Annotated in this window: 20 protein-coding genes; 8 read left to right on the top strand and 12 right to left on the bottom strand. The window is 60.7% G+C overall.

The window, feature by feature from the left end:
* Positions 1 to 395: 395 nt before the first annotated feature.
* From VI234_RS10950 to VI234_RS10915, 8 genes are all read left to right on the top strand, one after another.
* On the top strand, positions 396 to 1,472 hold the full coding sequence (locus tag VI234_RS10950; RefSeq protein WP_064287945.1) for a tyrosine-type recombinase/integrase: 1,077 nt from the start codon (positions 396 to 398) through the stop codon (positions 1,470 to 1,472).
* A gap of 315 nt (positions 1,473 to 1,787) precedes the next feature.
* The gene (locus VI234_RS10945) at positions 1,788 to 2,120 is read left to right on the top strand and encodes a hypothetical protein (protein ID WP_336330017.1); all 333 of its coding nucleotides are present in this window, start codon (positions 1,788 to 1,790) and stop codon (positions 2,118 to 2,120) included.
* Positions 2,121 to 2,402: a hypothetical protein gene (locus VI234_RS10940; RefSeq protein WP_336330016.1), complete on the top strand. Its 282-nt coding sequence runs from the start codon at positions 2,121 to 2,123 to the stop codon at positions 2,400 to 2,402.
* Positions 2,402 to 2,932, top strand: a complete 531-nt coding sequence (locus VI234_RS10935; RefSeq protein WP_336330015.1) for a hypothetical protein — start codon at positions 2,402 to 2,404, stop codon at positions 2,930 to 2,932. Before VI234_RS10940 ends, VI234_RS10935 begins: the two co-directional genes overlap by 1 nt.
* Positions 2,929 to 4,563: a DUF7845 domain-containing protein gene (locus tag VI234_RS10930; RefSeq protein WP_336330014.1), complete on the top strand. Its 1,635-nt coding sequence runs from the start codon at positions 2,929 to 2,931 to the stop codon at positions 4,561 to 4,563. The genes VI234_RS10935 and VI234_RS10930 overlap by 4 nt, the downstream gene beginning before the upstream one ends.
* A gap of 335 nt (positions 4,564 to 4,898) precedes the next feature.
* Positions 4,899 to 5,117: a hypothetical protein gene (locus tag VI234_RS10925; RefSeq protein ID WP_336330013.1), complete on the top strand. Its 219-nt coding sequence runs from the start codon at positions 4,899 to 4,901 to the stop codon at positions 5,115 to 5,117.
* Between the two features lie 127 nt (positions 5,118 to 5,244).
* Entirely contained in the window at positions 5,245 to 5,613 is a 369-nt protein-coding gene (locus tag VI234_RS10920) for a hypothetical protein (RefSeq protein WP_336330012.1), read from the top strand.
* Positions 5,614 to 5,905: 292 nt separating this feature from the next.
* Positions 5,906 to 6,097, top strand: a complete 192-nt coding sequence (locus VI234_RS10915) for a hypothetical protein (protein ID WP_336330011.1) — start codon at positions 5,906 to 5,908, stop codon at positions 6,095 to 6,097.
* Positions 6,098 to 6,269: 172 nt separating this feature from the next.
* On the opposite strand, the gene VI234_RS10910 is transcribed toward VI234_RS10915, so the two are convergent.
* The 12 genes from VI234_RS10910 to VI234_RS10855 all read right to left on the bottom strand — a co-directional run bounded on the left by VI234_RS10910 (position 6,270) and on the right by VI234_RS10855 (position 19,192).
* A complete protein-coding gene (locus VI234_RS10910; RefSeq protein ID WP_336330010.1) occupies positions 6,270 to 6,815 on the bottom strand; it encodes a hypothetical protein in 546 nt (181 codons plus the stop codon).
* Positions 6,812 to 8,638: an ATP-binding protein gene (locus VI234_RS10905; protein WP_336330009.1), complete on the bottom strand. Its 1,827-nt coding sequence runs from the start codon at positions 8,636 to 8,638 to the stop codon at positions 6,812 to 6,814. Before VI234_RS10905 ends, VI234_RS10910 begins: the two co-directional genes overlap by 4 nt.
* Positions 8,635 to 8,970 (bottom strand): hypothetical protein, encoded by a 336-nt coding sequence (locus tag VI234_RS10900; RefSeq protein ID WP_336330008.1) that lies wholly within the window; start codon positions 8,968 to 8,970, stop codon positions 8,635 to 8,637. Before VI234_RS10900 ends, VI234_RS10905 begins: the two co-directional genes overlap by 4 nt.
* Before the next feature lie 292 nt (positions 8,971 to 9,262).
* On the bottom strand, positions 9,263 to 10,405 hold the full coding sequence (locus VI234_RS10895; protein ID WP_336330007.1) for an ATP-binding protein: 1,143 nt from the start codon (positions 10,403 to 10,405) through the stop codon (positions 9,263 to 9,265).
* 2 nt (positions 10,406 to 10,407) lie between these two features.
* Positions 10,408 to 11,238 (bottom strand): hypothetical protein, encoded by an 831-nt coding sequence (locus tag VI234_RS10890; protein WP_050037923.1) that lies wholly within the window; start codon positions 11,236 to 11,238, stop codon positions 10,408 to 10,410.
* Entirely contained in the window at positions 11,238 to 12,995 is a 1,758-nt protein-coding gene (locus tag VI234_RS10885; protein WP_336330006.1) for a hypothetical protein, read from the bottom strand. Before VI234_RS10885 ends, VI234_RS10890 begins: the two co-directional genes overlap by 1 nt.
* Positions 12,995 to 16,978: a hypothetical protein gene (locus VI234_RS10880; protein ID WP_336330005.1), complete on the bottom strand. Its 3,984-nt coding sequence runs from the start codon at positions 16,976 to 16,978 to the stop codon at positions 12,995 to 12,997. The genes VI234_RS10885 and VI234_RS10880 overlap by 1 nt, the downstream gene beginning before the upstream one ends.
* Positions 16,979 to 17,011: 33 nt before the next feature.
* The gene (locus VI234_RS10875) at positions 17,012 to 17,461 is read right to left on the bottom strand and encodes a hypothetical protein (RefSeq protein WP_154021056.1); all 450 of its coding nucleotides are present in this window, start codon (positions 17,459 to 17,461) and stop codon (positions 17,012 to 17,014) included.
* A 70-nt stretch (positions 17,462 to 17,531) separates the two neighbouring features.
* Positions 17,532 to 17,843: a hypothetical protein gene (locus VI234_RS10870; protein WP_050037919.1), complete on the bottom strand. Its 312-nt coding sequence runs from the start codon at positions 17,841 to 17,843 to the stop codon at positions 17,532 to 17,534.
* Positions 17,843 to 18,325, bottom strand: coding sequence for a hypothetical protein (locus VI234_RS10865; protein ID WP_336330004.1), 483 nt, complete (start codon positions 18,323 to 18,325; stop codon positions 17,843 to 17,845). Before VI234_RS10865 ends, VI234_RS10870 begins: the two co-directional genes overlap by 1 nt.
* Positions 18,322 to 18,702 carry a hypothetical protein gene (locus tag VI234_RS10860; protein WP_058997738.1) on the bottom strand — a complete coding sequence of 127 codons (381 nt, stop codon included), beginning with the start codon at positions 18,700 to 18,702 and terminating at the stop codon, positions 18,322 to 18,324. The genes VI234_RS10865 and VI234_RS10860 overlap by 4 nt, the downstream gene beginning before the upstream one ends.
* Positions 18,703 to 18,745: 43 nt before the next feature.
* On the bottom strand, positions 18,746 to 19,192 hold the full coding sequence (locus tag VI234_RS10855) for a hypothetical protein (protein WP_050037916.1): 447 nt from the start codon (positions 19,190 to 19,192) through the stop codon (positions 18,746 to 18,748).
* Between the last annotated feature and the right edge of the window lie 27 nt (positions 19,193 to 19,219).

The following is a 19,219-nucleotide window of genomic DNA, read 5'->3' as shown; positions in this document are numbered from 1 at the left end:
GTTCAGTATGATTATTCGCTACGGAGGTCACCCGGACTGCTGGAACAGTTCGGAAAACGCGGACCCGGTGCTGGAACACCGGCCCGCCGTGGCTCCCGTGTCCAGACCACGGAAGCATGTTAGCAGACACAACCGCGAGGATTAAACCCCTCGCTCGACCCCGCCGGAGGTTGTCCGGCAGTCGTGTTAGTTTTTCAAGAGTGGATTCAGAAACCTGGATAAACGCAGTAATCAGTGGGTCTAACCCCACGGTTCCACTTTCACCCTACCGAGACGGTCCGGTTTATACGTGCAATCAGCAGTCAGGAGTGGATGACTGCCCCGTCAAATCTGAAATCGGATTCGCTCGTCCGCCCTCGAAACAGAACCGGATGCCCCATCCGAGAGGGACACCGATGAGTGACGATCTCCAACCGCTTGCCCCGCGGCAAGCACTGGAGATGTGGATAGACCGGCAGAAAGCCGAGAAAGCCGACGAGACGGTCCAGAGCTACTACTACCGCGTTCGGCAGTTCGTCGACTGGCTCGACGAAGAGGGCATCGACAACCTGAACGACCTCACCGGGCGCGACGTGTTCCGGTACGACTCCGACCGGCGTGCTGACGGGCTAACCAAGAACGCCCTGAACACGCAACTCGGGACGATCAAACTGTTTCTGGACTTCTGCGTCGACGTGGAAGCCGTTCCGCCAGTGCTGCCCGCGAAAGTCGACGTGCCGACCCTCTCGAAGGCAGAACGAGCGAACGAGGAGAAACTGACGGCGAACCGTGCCGAGACGATTCTGCACAAACTGGAACAGTTCGACTACGCCAGCCGCGACCACATGCTGTTCGCGCTGGCGTGGCATACTGGTGCTCGACTCGGTGCGCTTCGTGCGCTCGACCTGGACGACTGCTACCTGACCGACGACGATCTCGACCGACTGGCCCACCGGGACGGACTCACCGACGAGGAACTCGAACAGTTCGACGTTCCGTTCGTCTACTTCTGCCACCGGCCTGAGACGGATACGCCGCTGAAGAATCAGGAGGATGGTGAGCGTCCGGTCGGCCTGTCGGAAGAGATCGGGCAGCTGCTCGAAGACTACATCGAGGTGACGCGCGTTGAGGTCGAGGACGAACACGGGCGCAAGCCGCTGTTCTCCAGCAAGCGCGGAACCGGTCGAATGTCGAAGGGCGCGATTCGCTCGCGGTTCAACATCATCACCCAGCCGTGCCGTTTCGGGACGTGCCCGCACGACCGCGATACGGAGACCTGCGAGGCGCTGGAACACGGCTACGAATCGCGTTGCCCGTCGGCCCGTTCTCCGCACCGGATTCGGACTGGCTCGATCACGCATCACCGTGATGAAGGCTGGCCCCCGGAGGTGCTGGCCGAGCGTGTGAACGCGACTCCGGAGGTCATTCGCACGCATTACGACCAGCCGGACCTGCTGAAGCGGATGGAATCGCGCCGTAGCTACATCGACTAACCGCAGTTCACAGAATACCCATGAGTCACAACCACGACAACCCACGGATGAACGATTCTAGAGACGAACCGCGGCACTCGGCGGTCCCACTACATTTCTACCCGGATGGAAATTACGAGAAGTATAGCGCTTCGCTAACCAAATTCCTATTCGTTCCGCGACGAATAGAACACCCTCATTTAAGTAGGGGGTGGGCAGCATGAGTTCGCACACCTCCAGTGGGGAAGAAAGCCAGCTCATCTGCGAGTTCTGCGGCTTCCCCATCACCGAGGAGGGGCAGGACTGCCTCGCTCTTACCGAGGGGGTGTGTCGGCCATGACGCTCGAGGTTACGCTGGAAACTCCGTGTCTAGCGAACGGACACTGGCAGCGGCTCCCGGCCGACTCGACACGCGTCGCCGAATTCGACCTTTGTGGGCAGTGTTTCCCTGACGACTGGGACACAGTTTCCGAGAAAGACGTCGAGACGTTCCTGTTTACAGCGAAAAACGGGTCGAAGCTCCACCGGAGCATCGACACCGGCGACGACGCTGACACCAGCCAATTCGGAAATCACGACTATCCCGACGAGACGCTCGCCGCCAAGCTCGCCGGCGGTGCCTCGCTCGATCACGAGTTCGAGTGGGACAAGCAGGGAGGTGACGCGTAAATGGTCACCCACGACGACGAGTGTGACTCCTGCGGTGCGGTCGGTCGGACCTGCCGAATGCGGTGGCCCGACGGCGAGACGCGAGAAATGTGCGGTCCCTGCGAGCGGCGCTGGACGTACATTTGGCGGCACTTCTGTGAACGCCAGCCGCGACAGGCCAATCGCGTTCGCGCGAAAGCAAATCGCGAGAGACGTGCCCGTCCTGACGGCGGCGAAGCGGTGCCCGACAGTGGGGATACAGTCCGCACGGAATCTGACTGCTCCGGAGGTGACGGTGCGTAATGCCGTCGGAGAACCAGGCGGGAGACCGCCGCGAGCGACTGCGCTGTCCCAGGCTTGTCGACGATATCGGCGAGGACCCTGCTCGGTGGCTGGACCAGGATCTGCTGTCGTACCCGGATCGGCGCAGGCTGGTCTTCTCGCTCATCGACGGCATCGACAGTATCGAGCGGGTTCGCGCCTGGCGAAGCACCGAGCGAAAACTCGCAAACGACCGTGCTGTCGAGAAAGCACGGAACCCGCTGGAAAAGCCGCGGGCGAAGATCATGCAGCGTCTGGACCAGCGCGAGGAGTGGCTCGAACTCCACGGCGAGCGACCAGACCGACTTCCCTGTGGCCCATGTCGGCCGTGTGACTGCTGCAACGGGGAGTCTGCGGTCACGCCCGAAGACTTGCGGGAACGCGATGAGGCGGCTGCCCAGCGGCTCGTTGAGAGCTACCAGGCCGGCGGCGTCGATACGAGTGAGACCAGTCCGGAAACGGAGGCGTCGACGCTCGGGGCGTTCGCGACCGACGGGGGCGAAGCACAGTGACGCACGTCGAGCCACACATCCACGAGGCCGACGCGTGGCTGTACTACGGCCCAGTCACCGACGGGAACAGCAAGGCCGACGATTACGACGGTCTCGATCCCTACTGGGCGCTCGCGGACCTACTCATCAACGAGTGCGATGGATACACCGAGGTCTCCGAAGTCGTCATCGACGGTGAAATGTGCGACCTCCGGCTGAACTACTCGGCTTCTGGTATCGCACCACGGCCGACCGATCCAGTCAACAGCGACACGCTGTACGAGTTCGACATCCACGTCGACGGCGAGGGCGAGCGCAAGTGCAATTTCAACGTCTCACCACGCTTCCCGGAGATGCGGAAACCGGACGGTGAAGCGCTGACGTTCCCGTTCCACCACAGCTCAGCTGAATCCGGTGTGAGTGTTCACGCCCAGCCATCTAACATCGACCTCGACGAACTCCCGAGCCTGTTGGCGCGGGCGATCTTCGAGCTGGCCGACGACGCTGGCGTTGGTCTCTACCACGGGTACTTCGACGCGCCCTTCGACGGTCATATCACAGCTGTCGAGCGGTATATTCGCCTCACGCGCTCGATGAACGAGAAGCTCATCGGGACTGGTGGCGTCCTCGACCGGCTGACGATGCTGCTGTCCGACGCAGATGGCACCGTCGGCGAGTACAAGTGGGACAACGAAGAGGAGCGCGGCCATCACCACGCACTCAGACACGGGTCTGTCAGCGCCCGCGAACTGGTTCCGAACCACCGTCTTGGCGGGCAAATCAAGAGCTATCTGCCAGAGAACCCCGAGAACTTCAGTCCCGACGATCCCCTGTATCATCCAAAGCTCGGTGTGAAGTTCGTCTCGGGGCGGACGTCGACGGGTTCGGTCTCGTGGGCAGACCGCCACGAGGTGATTCAGGAACTCGATGAACGTCTGCTGTCGCTACTTTCGTGGGCAGACGTGCCAACCGAGGCTGGCGGCACCACGTTCGTTGCCGACGACCACTTCGAGGCAGCCCCCGCTGACTCGTCGGTCCCGATCCACGAGGACCCGCTGCCACGCCTGGAGGCACAGCAAGAGCATATTCTGATGAGTGTGCTGCGCGATATGACGCCATCAGATAAGGACCTGACCGAGGCGCTCGCGACCGACGGTGGGATGCCCGCTCAGGACCTTGCCGACGCCACGGACACGTCGTTGTCGACTGTTTATCGGGCGCTGCAGCGGTTGGAGGGAGTCATCACCAGCGACAACGGACACGTTCGATTCGTCTCTGAGAAGCTCCGGCAAGAGGTTCGTGGGCTCGTTGAGTCCGTCGAGCACGCGATAGACTCTGCTGCCGACCGGGCCGCGCGCATCGTCGATATGGATGTGCGACAGTCGGCGTCGAGCGCGTTCGACCGATGGCTCGCCAAGTACGGAGCTGAGTTCGATGCCCCCGATCACGACGGACAGCGCCCGGTCGTCCGCATCGATACAGTGCTGTCCGAGCTGCGGTCAACGGATAAGCCGCTCGTCGGAGAGGTCATCACCGAAATGATGCGTGCGTGGCGGAAGGACAGTCGGGACCCAGAGATACTGCTGGACGCAACTGTCGAGGTCAGCATCGACGGTTCGCGGTTCGAACGCCCGGTTCGGACCCTCCGGTAACGCCCGACAGCTGAGAGGCATCACTGTTCTGCGGCCCGTTCCTTTATAAGTAATTCCGCGTTTGACCACGGACCACGGTCTCGCATGGAGCCGCTTCCGATGTGGTGTTACGTTCGTCAGCAGTCCGTCGCTGGTCTCGTTCCCGCCCGGCGGGCAAACCCCCTTAGCGGGTGTGGCTAAGGCCACGCCCCTGCGGGGCGCAAAAATACACACCGCACCGCTCCGCCGCCGGCTGTCTAGAAGATATATTCTAACGTTTGTTTTCTCGCCTCTGGCGTTCTCTGACAGCATATTATTCCAAATCTTTACAATCCTGTGAAGAAGATATCTTCTACATGACCAAGTGGACCAACCGAGACAAGATATGGAACACTGCGCTCAAGAAAACCGATGAAATTCGTCCCGAAGCCTTCGCTCTCGCAATCGGTATCAGTGAGAGAACAGCAAGGGACTGTCTGGAAACGATGCACGAGTCAGGAGTATTAGCGAAACAAGGCGGTAAGGGTAGAGAGCCCGCTGTCTACACCTCACTCGTAGATCATCCGGAAGAATAGCAGGTCTCAGACCATTTTTAGCCGGTCCGCTTCACAACTTCTACCGCGCACTGAAACACCGGTTGAAGCGAGCGAAACAGTGGTAGTTGCCTGCACATCTAAGTGAGTGGTCAAGAGAGTTTCATACATGCCCCACGAGTCCACCGCTGAATTAGAAGACTACGCCCACAGCACTGTGAATGAGGCTCTACGGACGATAGCTATATTGTACGAAGATGACTGTGAAGTAGTCTATCTCCGGGATAATCTCAAAGGCAAGTACTCAAAAGAAGAGTACTACGCAGTTGCCGATACGTTTCGAGAGATTCCAGAACTAACAGAGTCGAAAACTGAAGACGCGCCTCTGGGCAGCAAGCAGTCACTTGTCCACTACCACGAGGAAGCTTACGTCTTCCAATTCCCGCACGAACAGTGTCACAGCATCCTATTGAGTGTGGATCCAACTGTCGGGTCACGTCTCAAATCGTTCATTACCGGCTGTCAGGAACGACTGTAAGCCTGTAGATAGAGACCAGCGGAAGCGGTGGTGTCCTCAGTTCGACCCGTCAATCCGAGCTAACGTTTCAGCGCGTCCTGGCCGACATCGTCGATTACTTTGAGATCCTCAACATCGGCAGCAACAAATTCCCCAACGGTGTTGAACTCACGAGCCATCCTGCAAGAGATTTCGTCCCCAATCCCATGCTCGTCGTCAGCGAGGTCTCGAATCGTACGCGCCCGATCGTCGACAAGAACTTCAAGTTGCTCCTCGAGGTCGTCCTCGTCGATTTCGTCGTTCAGTACAGCTGATGAACCTCGTCGACGGCGGTCGGCTCCGGGTCATCGCCTGTCACCCAATCAGTGACGCGGTCAATCACATCCTCGACCTGCGAAACGAGTACTGCGACGGCCCACAATCCCGCAACAATGAGCCAGACACCGTTGTCATCGGCGTCTCACCCGAACTTCTAAGATTCGTCCGCTACTACGATTTAGTATGATCCTTGGCCTCGAGATGACGACTGAGCTCATGGCATCTCTGATAGGGATTTTCTTAGTTTTCATTTTTTATGGGGTGTTGATAGCACAAGAGATGCGCGACGGGCGTAGTTTCTCGGATATTTTGAACAGAGGGTTGTTTGCCGACCGGTACGAGGGTTCCTTCCGTAACTCCTAGTCGTCTGTGAACGGGTTTGTGAGGTCGTTTATCCGGGTAGTCGCGACTGTGATAAGCATCGCAATCCCAGCTACTGGAAATCCGGAAAGGTACGATATCGGCCCGATTCCTGACGGCCCGCGTGTGAGCAAGGTGATGAGCGTCGTCACCATCGACCCGACGAGTATCATCCGTAGGGCGCCGCCGATACTGAACCACCAGACGTATTCTGGGACTGTATCGACAGCATCGGACCGCCAAGCGACCAGCAAGACGAGTCCACCGGCGACGAATGCGCCGTAGACACGAAGGGCGCCGAAATCGGCATTCGAAACGGTCACCAGCACTGTCCCAGCTGTCCCGATAGCGATGAGACCGATGCCGTCGATCCGAGCCAAGAAGTTCCAGATGTTTCGCTCAGTAAAGTGCTGGATCAGGATGAGAATCAAAACCAGCAGTGCGGTGAGGATACCACCCGCTGTAATGAATCCGTCATCAACACCAGTCACGTCAGTCGCGCTCTGTACGACCGTGGAAAAGAGTGTGTTCAGTGCTTGTATCATGCAACCAGCCTCCCGTCAGGAGTTTCATCAATCGTCTCGGCTGTCAGCATCTCCTCAACAAGCTGTTCGGCCTCGTCGTGATCTACGTCGTCGGCCTCCTCGACGACAGCGTCAACCACGTCGCCTCGGTCCGCGCCGTAGCCAGCGCCGTCGAATTTGAGTTCCTCGACGACCTCGGTCACGACGGCGGTCGGCGCATCCGAGGTAACGACAAGCTGGCCGTCGTCGTCGGTTTCGACTTCCACGTCCGGGCCCGGATCGAGGCCCAGTTCGCGGAACGACCGGCTTTTCAGCCGCGTGGCTCGCTCGGCGTCGACCATCTCGATGGTTTCGGAGTGACGGGCCTTCGCCGACGCTTCGGCCAGCCTGATGAGGTCCAGTAGCGACCGCGGTGTGACCGGGATCGTGCGTCCCTCCTCGTCTTCCCGAGCGACCAGTCGCGTCTTCACGGCCACGTACCACTCGCGTAGCGCGTCTTTCACCGCGTCGCTCGCGAACGTGGGCGTGAGTTCGCGACAAGACTGCAGGTACGCCCGCAGCGCGTCCATCGGAAGCTCGCCGTCAACGTCCTCAAGGAGCTCATCGGGAACCTCGTCGCCCCGCTCTTGTCTCGTGGCAACATCTCGCCCGTCGATGATGTGGCCAGCCAGGTCGTCGATTTCATCGCGGTCGGTCCGCTCCCGGAGCACCCACATCAGGTCGAACCGGTCCAGCAGCGGCGAGATGATATCCGTTTGTTGAATCGGGCTTTCGTCGGTTCGGAAGTGGCCGTCCTCTGGGTTGGCCGCCGTTAGGATAGCCGTCTCGGCGTTCAACACCGCACGTTCGCCGGCTTTTTCGATGGTCACCTTGCCCGATTCCATCGCCTCCAGGAGCGCGTTCTGTTCGGCACTCCCGGCGCTGTCGAGTTCGTCGATGAATACGGCGCCGCCGGAACATTTCGGGATCGCGCCGGCGGTGACGGTCAGATCACGGTCGTCGAACCCATCTTTCGTCATCGCGGCGGTCAGGCCAGCAGCCGACGTGCCCTCGTTACCCGATGTCTTCTGGGCACGCGGGCTCAGCGCTGTCAGCGCCTCGCCGAAGTCCGTTTTCCCTGTTCCAGGGTCGCCCAGGTGCAACTGATGGATCAAGCCACGATGATTCGTCCCTTCAGCGTCCGGCGAATTGCCACGTACCAACTGGAGAATGAGACTCTCTTTGATGTGCTCATCGCCGTAGTGCGTCGGCGCAATCGATGCGACCAGCGTTGAGATTGGATCATGGATATCGGCGAGTTCGTCGATAACGTCACGGTGAGCGTCACGGTCGATCTGCTGTCGGGCCGATTCCTCGACGATGACCTCCTCGACATCGAGGATCTTCTCACCGACCGTCGAGCCGTCAGGATGGACGGCCTTGTACTCCGCGACGAGTGTCACGACTTCGCCGGACTCGACTCCGCGTCGCGCCAGTTGTTCGGTGAGATGAGCGTCAATCGTCTCCGTGCCCTCCTCAACGCGCTCGGGAACGGGCTGGAGTCGGAGTGCCTGGTAATCGACGTAAAGACACTGTTCGTTGACCAATCTGAACGGACCGCGTTTCTCACAGCCTTCGCAGACCGTTGGCTGGCGAATCGCACCGAAGCCCTGCGGAACCCGATGTAGGGTTCCACAACGGTGGCACTCGAAGGTCGCCTCCTCGAGTTTTGGATCTACCGAGGACCGCTGTCGGATCTGGCCGCGAACGGCGATTGTCTGGCTGACGGTGCGTGCGTAGTGTTCGCCGACGTGGTAGACATCGACGTCGTCGACAATCGGGAGCGAGTCAGCGTCGATGCTCATTTCATCATCCCCTTGAGGCTCTCCACGATCACGTCGACGCCAGCACTGAGGATGTCAATGGTCGCCTGGATGTCGAAGCCGGGAATGATGCCTGTCCAGAACAGCAGTCCGAACAGCCCTGCCGAAAAGAGGACCGAAACGAGCGCGTGCCGAGCTGCCGTCCGCCCGACCGTCGCGACGAGTGTAGCGATCCCTTTCAGTTTGAAGCCCCACCACAGCCAGAGTCCGGTCGTCATCAACGTCCCAACGCCCACGCCGAGCCCAGTCAGTCCGAAGTTCTCAAGTCCGAACTGCAACAGGCTGCGAAGCAAATCGAGCGGCGTAATCAGCACTACTGGACACCTCCGACTCGTCGAAAACTCTCAGATTTTCGAGTGTTGCTCGCGACCAGCCAGCGGCGCACGCTCGCGTCGCATAATGCGCCTGCCCACACGGGGGGGTACTCATGTCTTGTCTGGAATTCCGCGCGCGCGAAAAATCTCGCCGCTCGCCGCGAAATCGGTGCGGGGACCGGTTTCCGGTAGTCCGGCCCCCTGGGTTCGTCTTCGAAAACTGAGAGATTACAGCCGAGACTCTGTGGTGCCGAGGAAGATCGTCGACGACTGGACTCTGGGGTCGGGCCGATCATGCCGACGCACCCCCCGGGACTGCAGCTCGTTCTGAGTTCGTCTCGGAGAGATACACTTTCAGGTCGCCGTGGATTGGCTTCGAAATCTCCGGCCATGTGATCGGCGGCCAAGTGAACGCTTGTTCGTTGTAGAGGACAGCCTCGCCGATGTCAAGATCGGAAGTTAGGTCTTCCTCCATCTGGACAGTCTCAAATCCTTTCGGCGCGGAGCCGCCGTGAGGGTTCGCGGTACCGTTCATCGCGACACGCCAGCGAATCCGGTCCGTCCAGAGGTTGTGGAGGTGTTTGTCCTTGTGGCCGAAAAACAGGCCGATGATCCCGTTCTTCCGGAAGTCCTCGACGGCCGTCCCAGCGAGTTGGACTTTCTGGAGTGTGGCATACTTGTCCTTCGAGACGCCCTCCCGAGCGAGCGACGCAACCTCGTCGCAGATCCAAGTTGTCCAGTCAAACGGGCCGCGTTCGACGAGTGATAGCGCCCAGCCGAACCACCAGTGATCGACCGGATCACCATGCTGGAACTCGACGCCGTCAATGACCTTGTCAGATTCCTCGTAGACCCACTGACACCCTCGCATCTTCGGGTCTGGGTAGACGACATGAAACACACCGTCCTGCAGGACGTTCAGGTTCAGGTCCATGATATCGCTGTAGTACGTGACCTTCCGAACGACGTCCTCGAGCGGGACCTCTTTGCCCATCGAGTTCCGATTCCCGCCCTTCGGGACGACACGCACGGTCACCTCGTACCCCTTGGGGAGGCACACATGTGCGACCGGCGCGTAGGGGAGCCACTCCGACCGCGAACCCGTCGCAGCTCGCCAGACCACACGGGAGTTGTTGACTTCCATGTCAATCTGGGCGGCCCGGAGTGCAAGCGTCGTCTTCCCCGAGTTCGGCGGGCCCGTCGCGAACCACTCGACACCGCCACTGGGCTGGTTCCGGCCGCCGTCCCATGTGTGGTCCCAGAAGGCCGGAACGAGACCATCCTCGTCGAACTGGTCGGGATTGAACTTCGGCATACCATGGAGCCGGCAAAGGTGGCGGCCATCAGAATGCCGGCGGCTGTCATCGGTCCACTGTTCGCTTCCGTAGTGCGGTTCTTCGAATCCCAGGTCCTGTGGATCGTGCATCTCAGACATGGTTACATCGTCCTCGCTGGTTCGTGCTCGCCGTTCTCGTCCTCACGGTGTTCGTCAGCCTCGCCAGCCCAGCGTTCGACAGCGCGGTTGTACGCCGGCAGGAGGTAGGTCGCTGCCCACAGTTCGCGTTCGCGGGCGAACTTCTCCCCGTCCCGGAGTAACACACGCTGGGCGCTGGCCCGGTCATGGATTTTCCAGTCGAAGTCCGGTTCAACACGATACAGCTCACCGAGCGTGCCCCGGTCCAACCGAGACAGCCACTCGTCGACGGCGGTCATGTCCTCAAAGCCGTCCAGCAGCGAGACCAGCAAGTCACTCTGTTTTCGGTAAAGTTCATCCAGCGCTGGCCGCATGGCGAAGAACTCCGTCTTATCGGGATTCTCGACACGTTCGGACTGGTTGGTGTACTGCTGGGCGTCGGTCCGAAGCGTCCGATAGGCGGCCCGGAATGCTGGACGGACGTACTTCGCCGCGAGGTAACGGCGCTCTCGCTCGGCTGTCGCGAGCCCGACTGGGTCTTCCCGCCACTGCTGGCGGTTCTCCGACGTGATGACGACCGACAGCGGCACAGGCCGGGAACAGACGTTCACAAACCAGCCGTCCGGAACCCGACCCAGCGCCCAGAACTGCATCTGATGAAGTGACAGCACCAGCTCTCGACGAGAGTCATAGCCTTCGACGGTCCAGCGCTGGAGCCAGTCGTGTTGGTCCTGATTGAGGCTGTCCAGCGCTGGCGTGAACGAAATCTCGGAGGTCGCGACATCAGCAGAGTCGTCCTCCTGAACTTCCTGGAGAACCTTATCGAGCGATGTCCGGATGGAATGGCTCGACATCAGTCGTCACCTCCCGCAGCGGCAGACGGTCGCTCGTCGCGGTCCAGTGCTGGGTCCTCATCGGACAAGACCGAGTCGAACGGTTTGCCCTCCCGGTTGTGTGCCTCGTCGATAAGGCCTTCATCCCGGAGGTCTTGGAGCCACTTCTGGACGTCGTACTGCTTGTTCTCGCTCTCGATGAGTTTCTCCAGGACCGCGTCGATCGTCCCGAACCGGCGGACGTTCAAGTCGACGTACCAGGCCGTGGTCCACGCTTTCCGCGCCTGTCCCGGAGCGACCCACGACTGGGCCTTCCCTTCGATGGGCTCGGCGAACAGGAGCCCGAACGGCAGGCACGCCAGAAGGCCCCACTGCCACGCGCCGACGAAATCCAGCGATGCGTACGCTGAGATGGCTGGAATCACGAGCATCCCGGCGGCCTGGAAGTACTGTTCTTTCCCAATCGACTCGGGCAGCGCTCGCAGCTTGCCCGGGTCCAGTTCGTCCTCGAGGAGAGTGCCTTCGTCGTCGCGGGGTGGCTGGTAGGTCCGCCACGGCCATGTGAAAATAACACGCGAAGGCAGGTGTTCGACCAGCCCCGGCGCGTCCTGGTCGACGATGACGACCTTGTCGTAGTCGCCGACACAGTCCCACTCAGCTTCTTTGTTGTTGATGTTCAGCCCAGCGTAACAGCCTTTGTAGCGGGCCCACATCGACAGCAGGCCCTTCGAGTACAGCACCGGCGCGCCGTCCTCGTCGAACACGACGTCGTAGCCCTCGATCTCGATATCACCAGAATCGAGAATCTCGCTCTTGTCGTCGAGTGGGCTGGTAGCGGTCTCCGGGTCCATCCGAATGAAGCCCCAGTTCTCGATGGCGTCGTCGTGGTCCTCGAGCTGTATCACCGCCACGACATAGGCGATGAACACGCTGAACACAATCGGGAAGTGGGCAGTCAGCGACGCCAGCGCGTAGTAGCCCACGAAGTACGCACCCACGGCGAATATGAAGCCGATGGCGATCCATGCCATCGCCCCGCGGCCAGTCCCAGCCAGGGCCTTCCGGCGGAACTTCGGGACATACGTATAGCTGAGCAGCGACAGCACGATCGTCGGTAGAACCACCCACAGCAGGATGTACTCGTTCAGGTCGCCGCGAGTGTTGATATCGGGTGCGGCCTTCGCCGTCGCGATGGATTTGTGCTTGAACGTCCAGCGGAGTGTGTCTCCGCTGGGGAGTTCCATCAGCATCGTCACCCGCTCAGCGTCGTCGTAGTGGCCACGCAGGGGGATGTCGTTGTGCCGTCGCATCCCCGACTGGAAAGTTACTTCCTGCTCGCCAACCGCCGTGACGTTCGCGTAGCGCTCGGTGATGATCGTCCCGTTGGAGGTCTCCGTTTTGCGCGTGTCCGGATGCCAGTAGATCTTCGTGAGCGAGAAGGTACGATTCTGGCCATCGAACGGGAAGCTTCCATACAGCCGCACCTGATTCCGGTGAACCGTCGTCGTGGGCGTCAAGAACTCCTGTGACGAGCGCTGGCCGTATGTTCCGGTACCACGCGGCGGATACCGGACCATCCAGAAGGCAGTCATCTCACCGGCCGTCCGGAGCGAGGGATAGCGCTCGTCGGTGACTGTGCCCTGGGTCTGGAGTTCCTGCAGCGTCCACTCTTGGTCCGTCGATGACTGTGCGTCAGCACCCACAGACAGCGGGACCGACAGCGCGCTGATGATAAGCAGTACGACAAGCAAGCAGTGTTGAGTTTTCCGTCCGAACATCAGTTGTTCCCTCCGCGAAGTCGATCCGAGCCGTCACGAACCCGACTCGCGCCGTTCGAAACGATCTGGATGGGCCGTGGTCCCTGTCCCTTGATGTAGGTCATGTAGAGGTAGTACGCCGTCAGCAAGAGCCCGATGAGGCCTGCCAGTGGGACGAGCGGCTGTAGGCCGCTGCCGAGTGACTGCGTGATGACGTGCCCGCTGGCCCAGTCGATTATATAAACCACGACCAAGACGGCCGCAGCCGCCGGGAGTGTGCCTTCTGGGACTGCCGACGGGAGCGTAATGAACTCGAACCGCCGGACCAGCACAGCCAGTGCCAACAGGAGTACGACGCCGACGATGAGCGGAACTGGAATCCCTTCCTCGGGAGCCGTGATCGGTCCCATCGTCGGCCCGTTGAAGGGACCGCTCGTCGAATCGGTCGCCGAAGACGTCGTGTTCTCTTCCTGGAACTGCAGCGTCTCGTCGCTGTCGTCGTCGGACAGCGTCAGCGGCGAATTCGCCGTCCCAGAGTCCCGAACGACGCCCTGGGACGTACTGTAGAGGATGTACTTCTGGTCGTCTTTCGCGTCGACGAAAGTGAACTCCACCTCGTCGCCGTAGGTACTGCCCGCCCCGATCTCAAGCGACGGTTCGTTCGTATCTGGGGCGTCGGTGACCGACACCTGGACGTCGCCGTTGGTCGGCGTCGCAGTCACGGGCACTGTCGCAAGCTGGAACTCGTAGCCAGCATCGGACGGCGGTAGGTGGAGCCGTTGCGTGCCGTTGGCCTCGACTGTCGCGTACTCACCGCTCTCGCCAGCCCACGGTTCGTCGTAGGCGTAGTGAATCCGCTCAGCACCGTCTGGCAGCCGCATGTACGAGTCGCCGTTCCAGTCGGTCAGTTTGACACGGGAGTCCAACGTCGAACCCCGGACGCTCGGGTCAACAACCTGTATCGAGCCGTTGTTGACCCGTGCCATCGACCCGTCCGCTCGGACAGTAACCGTGTCGCCTGCACTGACAGAGCCAAGTTCTACGTTGAGCGTCGTGTCGTTGAGCTCGTAGTCTGCCGGAGCTACCTCTGACCACGTCCCGCCGTTGGTTCGGACTTCGAGATTACGGATTTCGTAGACGTTGCGCTCGAAGGGGATCGTCAGCGATGCCGCTGAGCGGTCGCCGGCGAAGGACTTCGAGACGTTGTAGCGAGAGGTCAACTGTTCCGCAGTGTAGGTGACCGTCTGCTTGTCCTGGACCTCGTGGCGATAGGTCAGCTGGACCTGTGTTGCCGGCGCATCCGCCGACTGCTGGGCCAGCCCGAGCTCAACGTTGTTCGTCCCTTCACGAACCCACGCAGAGTCAGTCGTCAGCGAGGCGGTTTCTCCATCGCCCAGACGGCCCGTATAGCTCGTCTCGTTCCCGTTCACGTAGAGACTGACGTCCTCGGTCTCGGTCCGTTCTGTATACGTCACCCGGGCGGTCGTAGCCGATCCTCCGACAGTCGATATCGTCACATCACTCGTTTGCCGGTCGATGCTGGGCAGCTCGGCAGTGGCTGTCTCGCCCGGTGCGAGCATACCCGAGTAGCCCGCTTCAGTGACGCCATCACCGTCGACATCGACTGCAGGGTCTTCCGTGTGGTAGGTCCCGTCAGCGGAGATTGTATAGTCGACAGTCCCGGCCGTCAGCGAGGTCTCGACAGTCGAGTCGCCGTTCGACAGTGTCTCGGCCGAGACAGACGTCGACTGTCCCGAAGTCAGGATACCCGAGTAACTCGCGTCGGTCGCCCCGTCTCCGTCGAGATCGAGGCCTGGGTCCTCGGTCGCTGTTCGCTCGGTCATATCAATATCGACGTCGACCTTATGACCCGTCGAGACGCTGGCCGTGTGCGAGCCGGTCGGGAGGTCCGAAACGCTCGCGGTGTGAGTCTCTCCCGATTTCAGAACCCCCGTATAATTCGCGTCGGTCGAGCCGTCGCCGTCGACGTCAATCGACGGGTCCTCGGTGGCTGTGCGCTCAGTCCACGACAGATTCCAGTCTGGTTGTGGGCCGTTCGTCGTTCCGGTGCTGATACTGTTCGTTCCCGGTGATAGGCCGTCGACGCTCTTGCTCGACGGTGTCTCGCCGGACGTATACACGCCTGACCACGACGCCTCAGCGGACCCGTCGCCGTCAACGTCGACGCTCGGGTCCTCCGTGCCAGTGTGGGCGGTGTAATCGAGCGTGTAGTCGACACTCCCGGACCCGCTAGCGGATATGGTATCGGCCCGATTGACGCTGAACGATTTTGTTTCCGAGTTGCCGCCACCGACGGAGAACGATTTTGAAGCCCCGGTATCGGACGCTTCAACCGTCACATCTGCGCCCGTTCTATAGGTGGCGGTGGCGGTCGAATCGCTGGGGCTATCGTCCGCGTGGCGGTAGACTTTACCGTCTGCGGCGTCGGTACCGTCGCTCCTCCCCACTGTGATAGTCGTACTCGCTAGGCTCGTTTGGACAATTTCGACGGTGACTTCGGACGCCCCATTCGGGTTCCATGCATCTATGTCAACTTCCTTATTTGAAGTCGTAAATTGCACGTCGCTGGCGACTAACGTCCCCTCTTTTTGTGTTGTGTCAACTCCTTCGCGGACGAGATATATGTCGGCCTTGCCGGACCCGTCGCCAGCGGCGTCATTCGGTAATTTGAGTGACGTAATGGGTTCGCTGGGCGTTGGTTCCAGCGAAAACTCGGATTGGAGTTTCGTATTGTCATCTAAGATGGCGTATTGGTAATTGTCTACACCTTGGCTAACGCTCTGGCCAGCAGTAACGGTCAGTTGCTCGTTTGTCGGGTCCAGATTGCCGTTAAGATTGAGTGACTCTGAATTGCCGGGCGAGAGAGAGCCGGAGGCCGACGCGCTGGAAGTGCTTTCGCGTCCCGTGACCGAAACACCCTCGTCAACCGCGTCAATGTTGCCGCCGACGCTGACCGACCCGCTACCCGTGCCGCTCGCGGAGGTGGATGTGGATGACAAACCGCCGGTAAACGTCACTTCCGCACCCGTCGCCGGGATATTTCCGCCCACATTATACGAGAGCGTATCGCCACTAGCGAGGCTCGACCCCGAGACGGTTCGCGCCGTCGTCTGTTCGTTTCCAACGAACTCGACTGATTCACTCGACGGATCGACGTTACCAGGAACCGAGACAGACTTCGTCGACCCGCTACTCGACGACGTCGCCGACGCCGACCACGCTGTTGTTTTCTCGGTCCCTTCAAAGACAATTTCTGGTTCGTTGTTCGTTGATGGGCCGGTCGGTGGGAGATTCCCCGCGACAGACAGCGAGAGCATGTCACCATCAGTCAGCGACGATGCACTCTCCGTGTCCGTTTCCGTATTCGTGATGCCAGTCACATCGGCAGTGAAGTCATTGACTGCGTCCTTGTCGCCCACGCCGTAGGCGGATGTGAATCCATCTGTCGCCGGCGAAGCCGTGATCTGGACTTCACCGGAGAACGTGATGCCGTTCTCGCTGAACTCAGGTACTTCAAAGACGAGATATCCGTTCTCGTAGGCAACTTCTCGTGTCCAAGTCGACCCGCTGGAGTGGACTCCTCGGACCTGTTTCGGCGTGTACCCCAGCTGCTCATGCACGGCCCCAGCTGGCAGCGCGACCTCACGACCAGCGTGGTGCTGGTCGTCACCAAGGATGAGCGCGAGATCGCCCGCGCCGATGAGATTCGCGTTCGAACCGACAAGGTCCTCAGCCCGATCGGGTGTCGTCACCGTCACCGACATCGAGGACGCGTTCGACCCGGTATAGGTCGCTCCGCGTAGCGATTCCGCCGGGATGGCCGGCGTCTGTCCGTCGGGCACGTCCACATCGATATTCCCATCCGGAACCGCGGACATACCGGAGGGACCACTGTCCGCCGCCACAGCGCCGATGCTCCCGGCTGGAATCCCAGCCAGCACCACCAGCGCAACCGCCAGAGTCGTGAGTAGTTTTGAGGTCATGTACTGAAAGGAATGGAATGCCCGACAGGCGCGTTAGGCCCTCCGTGTGCTGGCTCCGCTCGTACCGTACCGAGCGACAATCGTCACGACCAGGACGGCCATGACGATGGCTCCGAGCTGCCACGGTTGCAGTGGGACATAGCCCTTGATCTGGAGATAGGCCAGCACGCCGAGGAGAATTTCACCGGTCAGTGCCGGTGCGGCCTTGATGAGCGGAGCAAGTTCGCCGCCCGCCATCGCTAGCTCCCGGCCGATCGTCACCATGATCGACGTGACGACCACCGCCAGCGAACCAAAGCCGCCTGCGATTCCACCGGTCGTCACACGGGCCCGCTCGCCCACGCGTTCGACCAGTTCCACGTTGTCGTTGGCTTCCTCGTACTCTTCGAAGGCCCAGAGAGCCAGCGCCCCCACGGCGAGTAAGCCGATGATCGTCGCGATGACCGACCCGGTAAGGAGTCCCATCAGCACGTCCAGTGCCACGAGTCCTCACCTCCCTTCGGCGTCTGTTCTCGGTTCGTCAGTTGTGCGGTGTCTTGAGTTGTCATGTTCCTTAGTTTGATTTCTGAATTTCTTTGTAGAAACTGTGCAGCACCTTCACGACGACCAGTTTCACCACGAACAGGCCGCCGATGACCAGCGCAGTGTTCTGAGCGATCCCGGTCGGTATGAACGGGACACGCGGTGCAATCGAGAACGCCGTCACTGAGAACGCCGTGAACAGCGTCCCGAGTTGTGCCCAGAGCGTCCCGACCAGTGCGACCACCAGCGGGAGTTTGATGATGATGCCAACCAGCGCAGAGACGCCGGTTGCCTTCGCGAGCGGATGGCGAGATACTGTCTTGAGGAACTCTCGGACACCCATCAGCCGTCACCTCGTGCGAACTCGATGAGACGATACGCCCATTCCTGGACGAACGTCAGCACTGCATCCAGGACCGACCCAGCTACTGGGATCGCACCCAGGAGGTCCGTGACTGCTGGTCCGAACGCGACGATCGCCAGCACGATCGCGACAAACGTCGCCGTCCAGAGAAGCAACAACACGAGCGGCGCTGCGGGCCCGAACGCGACAGCGATGGAGACGAGGAACGACTGCCAACCCTCTGCCATCAGCGTCAGTCCGGCACCGAACATGGACACAGTCTCGGACAAGGACCCGCCAGCAGCGCTGATAGCATTCTCGACGATTCCGTAGCCGCTCTCGATGACACCCGCAATCTGGAACACGAGCGCCGCGACCGCGCCGATCACGTACTCAGTGATTCGGCGACTAATGAGCTCGTCCAGTTCGCTCGAGTCGAGTACCCTGTCGACGGCCTTGTCGACTAACGACTGTTCGCTCATAATCGCGATCGCGCCTCCGCAAGCACGAGTGCCATCAGCACGACGAACGCGAGCGCGCCGATGAACGCGAAGATTCCGAGGCCATCGATGAACCGTTCGGTCTGCTGGAATGCCGCATCGACAGCCACGCCGGGACTCTGGACCAGCAACCCGACGGCTTTCTCCATTACCGTCGCATACTCGCTGGCCGGGCCGATGATCCAGGACTGAAAGAACGTCCCAATGAGATCGGCGGCCGACGAGAAATACGCTGTCGAGATGGCACCCAGCGATGCCATCAGGACACTTTTCCAGTCAACCGAGGTCCCGCCGTCGGTCGTCAACGGATCCGTGGAGCCGTCGAGCAACCTCGCAGCGCGGCCGCTGTCACCACTCACTCGGCCTCACCTCCGCGTCTCGACGCCGACGGCCCCCGAACCATCACTCCTCGCCCTCCTCTGCTCCGACGAAGGGGAGCCATTCTGGCGCGTCGATGCCACCGGCCCCGGGGAAGATGTTCGACGTCGACTCTTCGCTGCGGGCCCGAGCAATGATGAGCGCGCCGAGGACCACCGAACCGATTGCGACAGCGAACGTCAACGGGCCAAACTGGGCCCAGATACCACTGCCAAGCGATGATGCAGACTCTGCTGCACCGGATTGGATGATGTTCGCGCCACCACCGAGGAACGAATCGATGAGGCCGCCGATCCCTTCGCCGAGCGCGAGCCCGGTGTTGATCGGGATATCGAAGAACGCCCCGATTGCGTCCGCTAACGACGCGAAGAACGCAATCACCGGCAGCAGTAGCGTCTTCGGGAGGATATTTGTCCAGTTACCGTTGGACACGTTCGCAATCTCCCTGAGCCGATCTGTCCACTTCCCCATCAGCGCTCACCTCCTGGCGGGGGTGTG

Source organism: Haloarcula sp. CGMCC 1.2071 (genome assembly GCF_037078445.1).
Taxonomy (GTDB): Archaea; Halobacteriota; Halobacteria; order Halobacteriales; family Haloarculaceae; genus Haloarcula; species Haloarcula amylolytica.
The sequence above is the reverse complement of the archived record's forward strand: the minus strand, read 5'-3'. Positions and strand labels throughout refer to the sequence as shown.

What these genes read in the sequence shown, in the direction of transcription:
- VI234_RS10950 (WP_064287945.1), top strand. Translation starts at nt 396, where the DNA reads ATGAGTGACGATCTCCAACCGCTTGCCCCGCGGCAAGCACTGGAGATG.
- VI234_RS10945 (WP_336330017.1), top strand. Translation starts at nt 1,788, where the DNA reads ATGACGCTCGAGGTTACGCTGGAAACTCCGTGTCTAGCGAACGGACAC.
- VI234_RS10940 (WP_336330016.1), top strand. Translation starts at nt 2,121, where the DNA reads ATGGTCACCCACGACGACGAGTGTGACTCCTGCGGTGCGGTCGGTCGG.
- VI234_RS10935 (WP_336330015.1), top strand. Translation starts at nt 2,402, where the DNA reads ATGCCGTCGGAGAACCAGGCGGGAGACCGCCGCGAGCGACTGCGCTGT.
- VI234_RS10925 (WP_336330013.1), top strand. Translation starts at nt 4,899, where the DNA reads ATGACCAAGTGGACCAACCGAGACAAGATATGGAACACTGCGCTCAAG.
- VI234_RS10920 (WP_336330012.1), top strand. Translation starts at nt 5,245, where the DNA reads ATGCCCCACGAGTCCACCGCTGAATTAGAAGACTACGCCCACAGCACT.
- VI234_RS10915 (WP_336330011.1), top strand. Translation starts at nt 5,906, where the DNA reads ATGAACCTCGTCGACGGCGGTCGGCTCCGGGTCATCGCCTGTCACCCA.
- VI234_RS10910 (WP_336330010.1), bottom strand. Translation starts at nt 6,815, where the DNA reads ATGATACAAGCACTGAACACACTCTTTTCCACGGTCGTACAGAGCGCG.
- VI234_RS10905 (WP_336330009.1), bottom strand. Translation starts at nt 8,638, where the DNA reads ATGAGCATCGACGCTGACTCGCTCCCGATTGTCGACGACGTCGATGTC.
- VI234_RS10895 (WP_336330007.1), bottom strand. Translation starts at nt 10,405, where the DNA reads ATGTCTGAGATGCACGATCCACAGGACCTGGGATTCGAAGAACCGCAC.
- VI234_RS10890 (WP_050037923.1), bottom strand. Translation starts at nt 11,238, where the DNA reads ATGTCGAGCCATTCCATCCGGACATCGCTCGATAAGGTTCTCCAGGAA.
- VI234_RS10885 (WP_336330006.1), bottom strand. Translation starts at nt 12,995, where the DNA reads ATGTTCGGACGGAAAACTCAACACTGCTTGCTTGTCGTACTGCTTATC.
- VI234_RS10880 (WP_336330005.1), bottom strand. Translation starts at nt 16,978, where the DNA reads ATGACCTCAAAACTACTCACGACTCTGGCGGTTGCGCTGGTGGTGCTG.
- VI234_RS10870 (WP_050037919.1), bottom strand. Translation starts at nt 17,843, where the DNA reads ATGGGTGTCCGAGAGTTCCTCAAGACAGTATCTCGCCATCCGCTCGCG.
- VI234_RS10865 (WP_336330004.1), bottom strand. Translation starts at nt 18,325, where the DNA reads ATGAGCGAACAGTCGTTAGTCGACAAGGCCGTCGACAGGGTACTCGAC.
- VI234_RS10855 (WP_050037916.1), bottom strand. Translation starts at nt 19,192, where the DNA reads ATGGGGAAGTGGACAGATCGGCTCAGGGAGATTGCGAACGTGTCCAAC.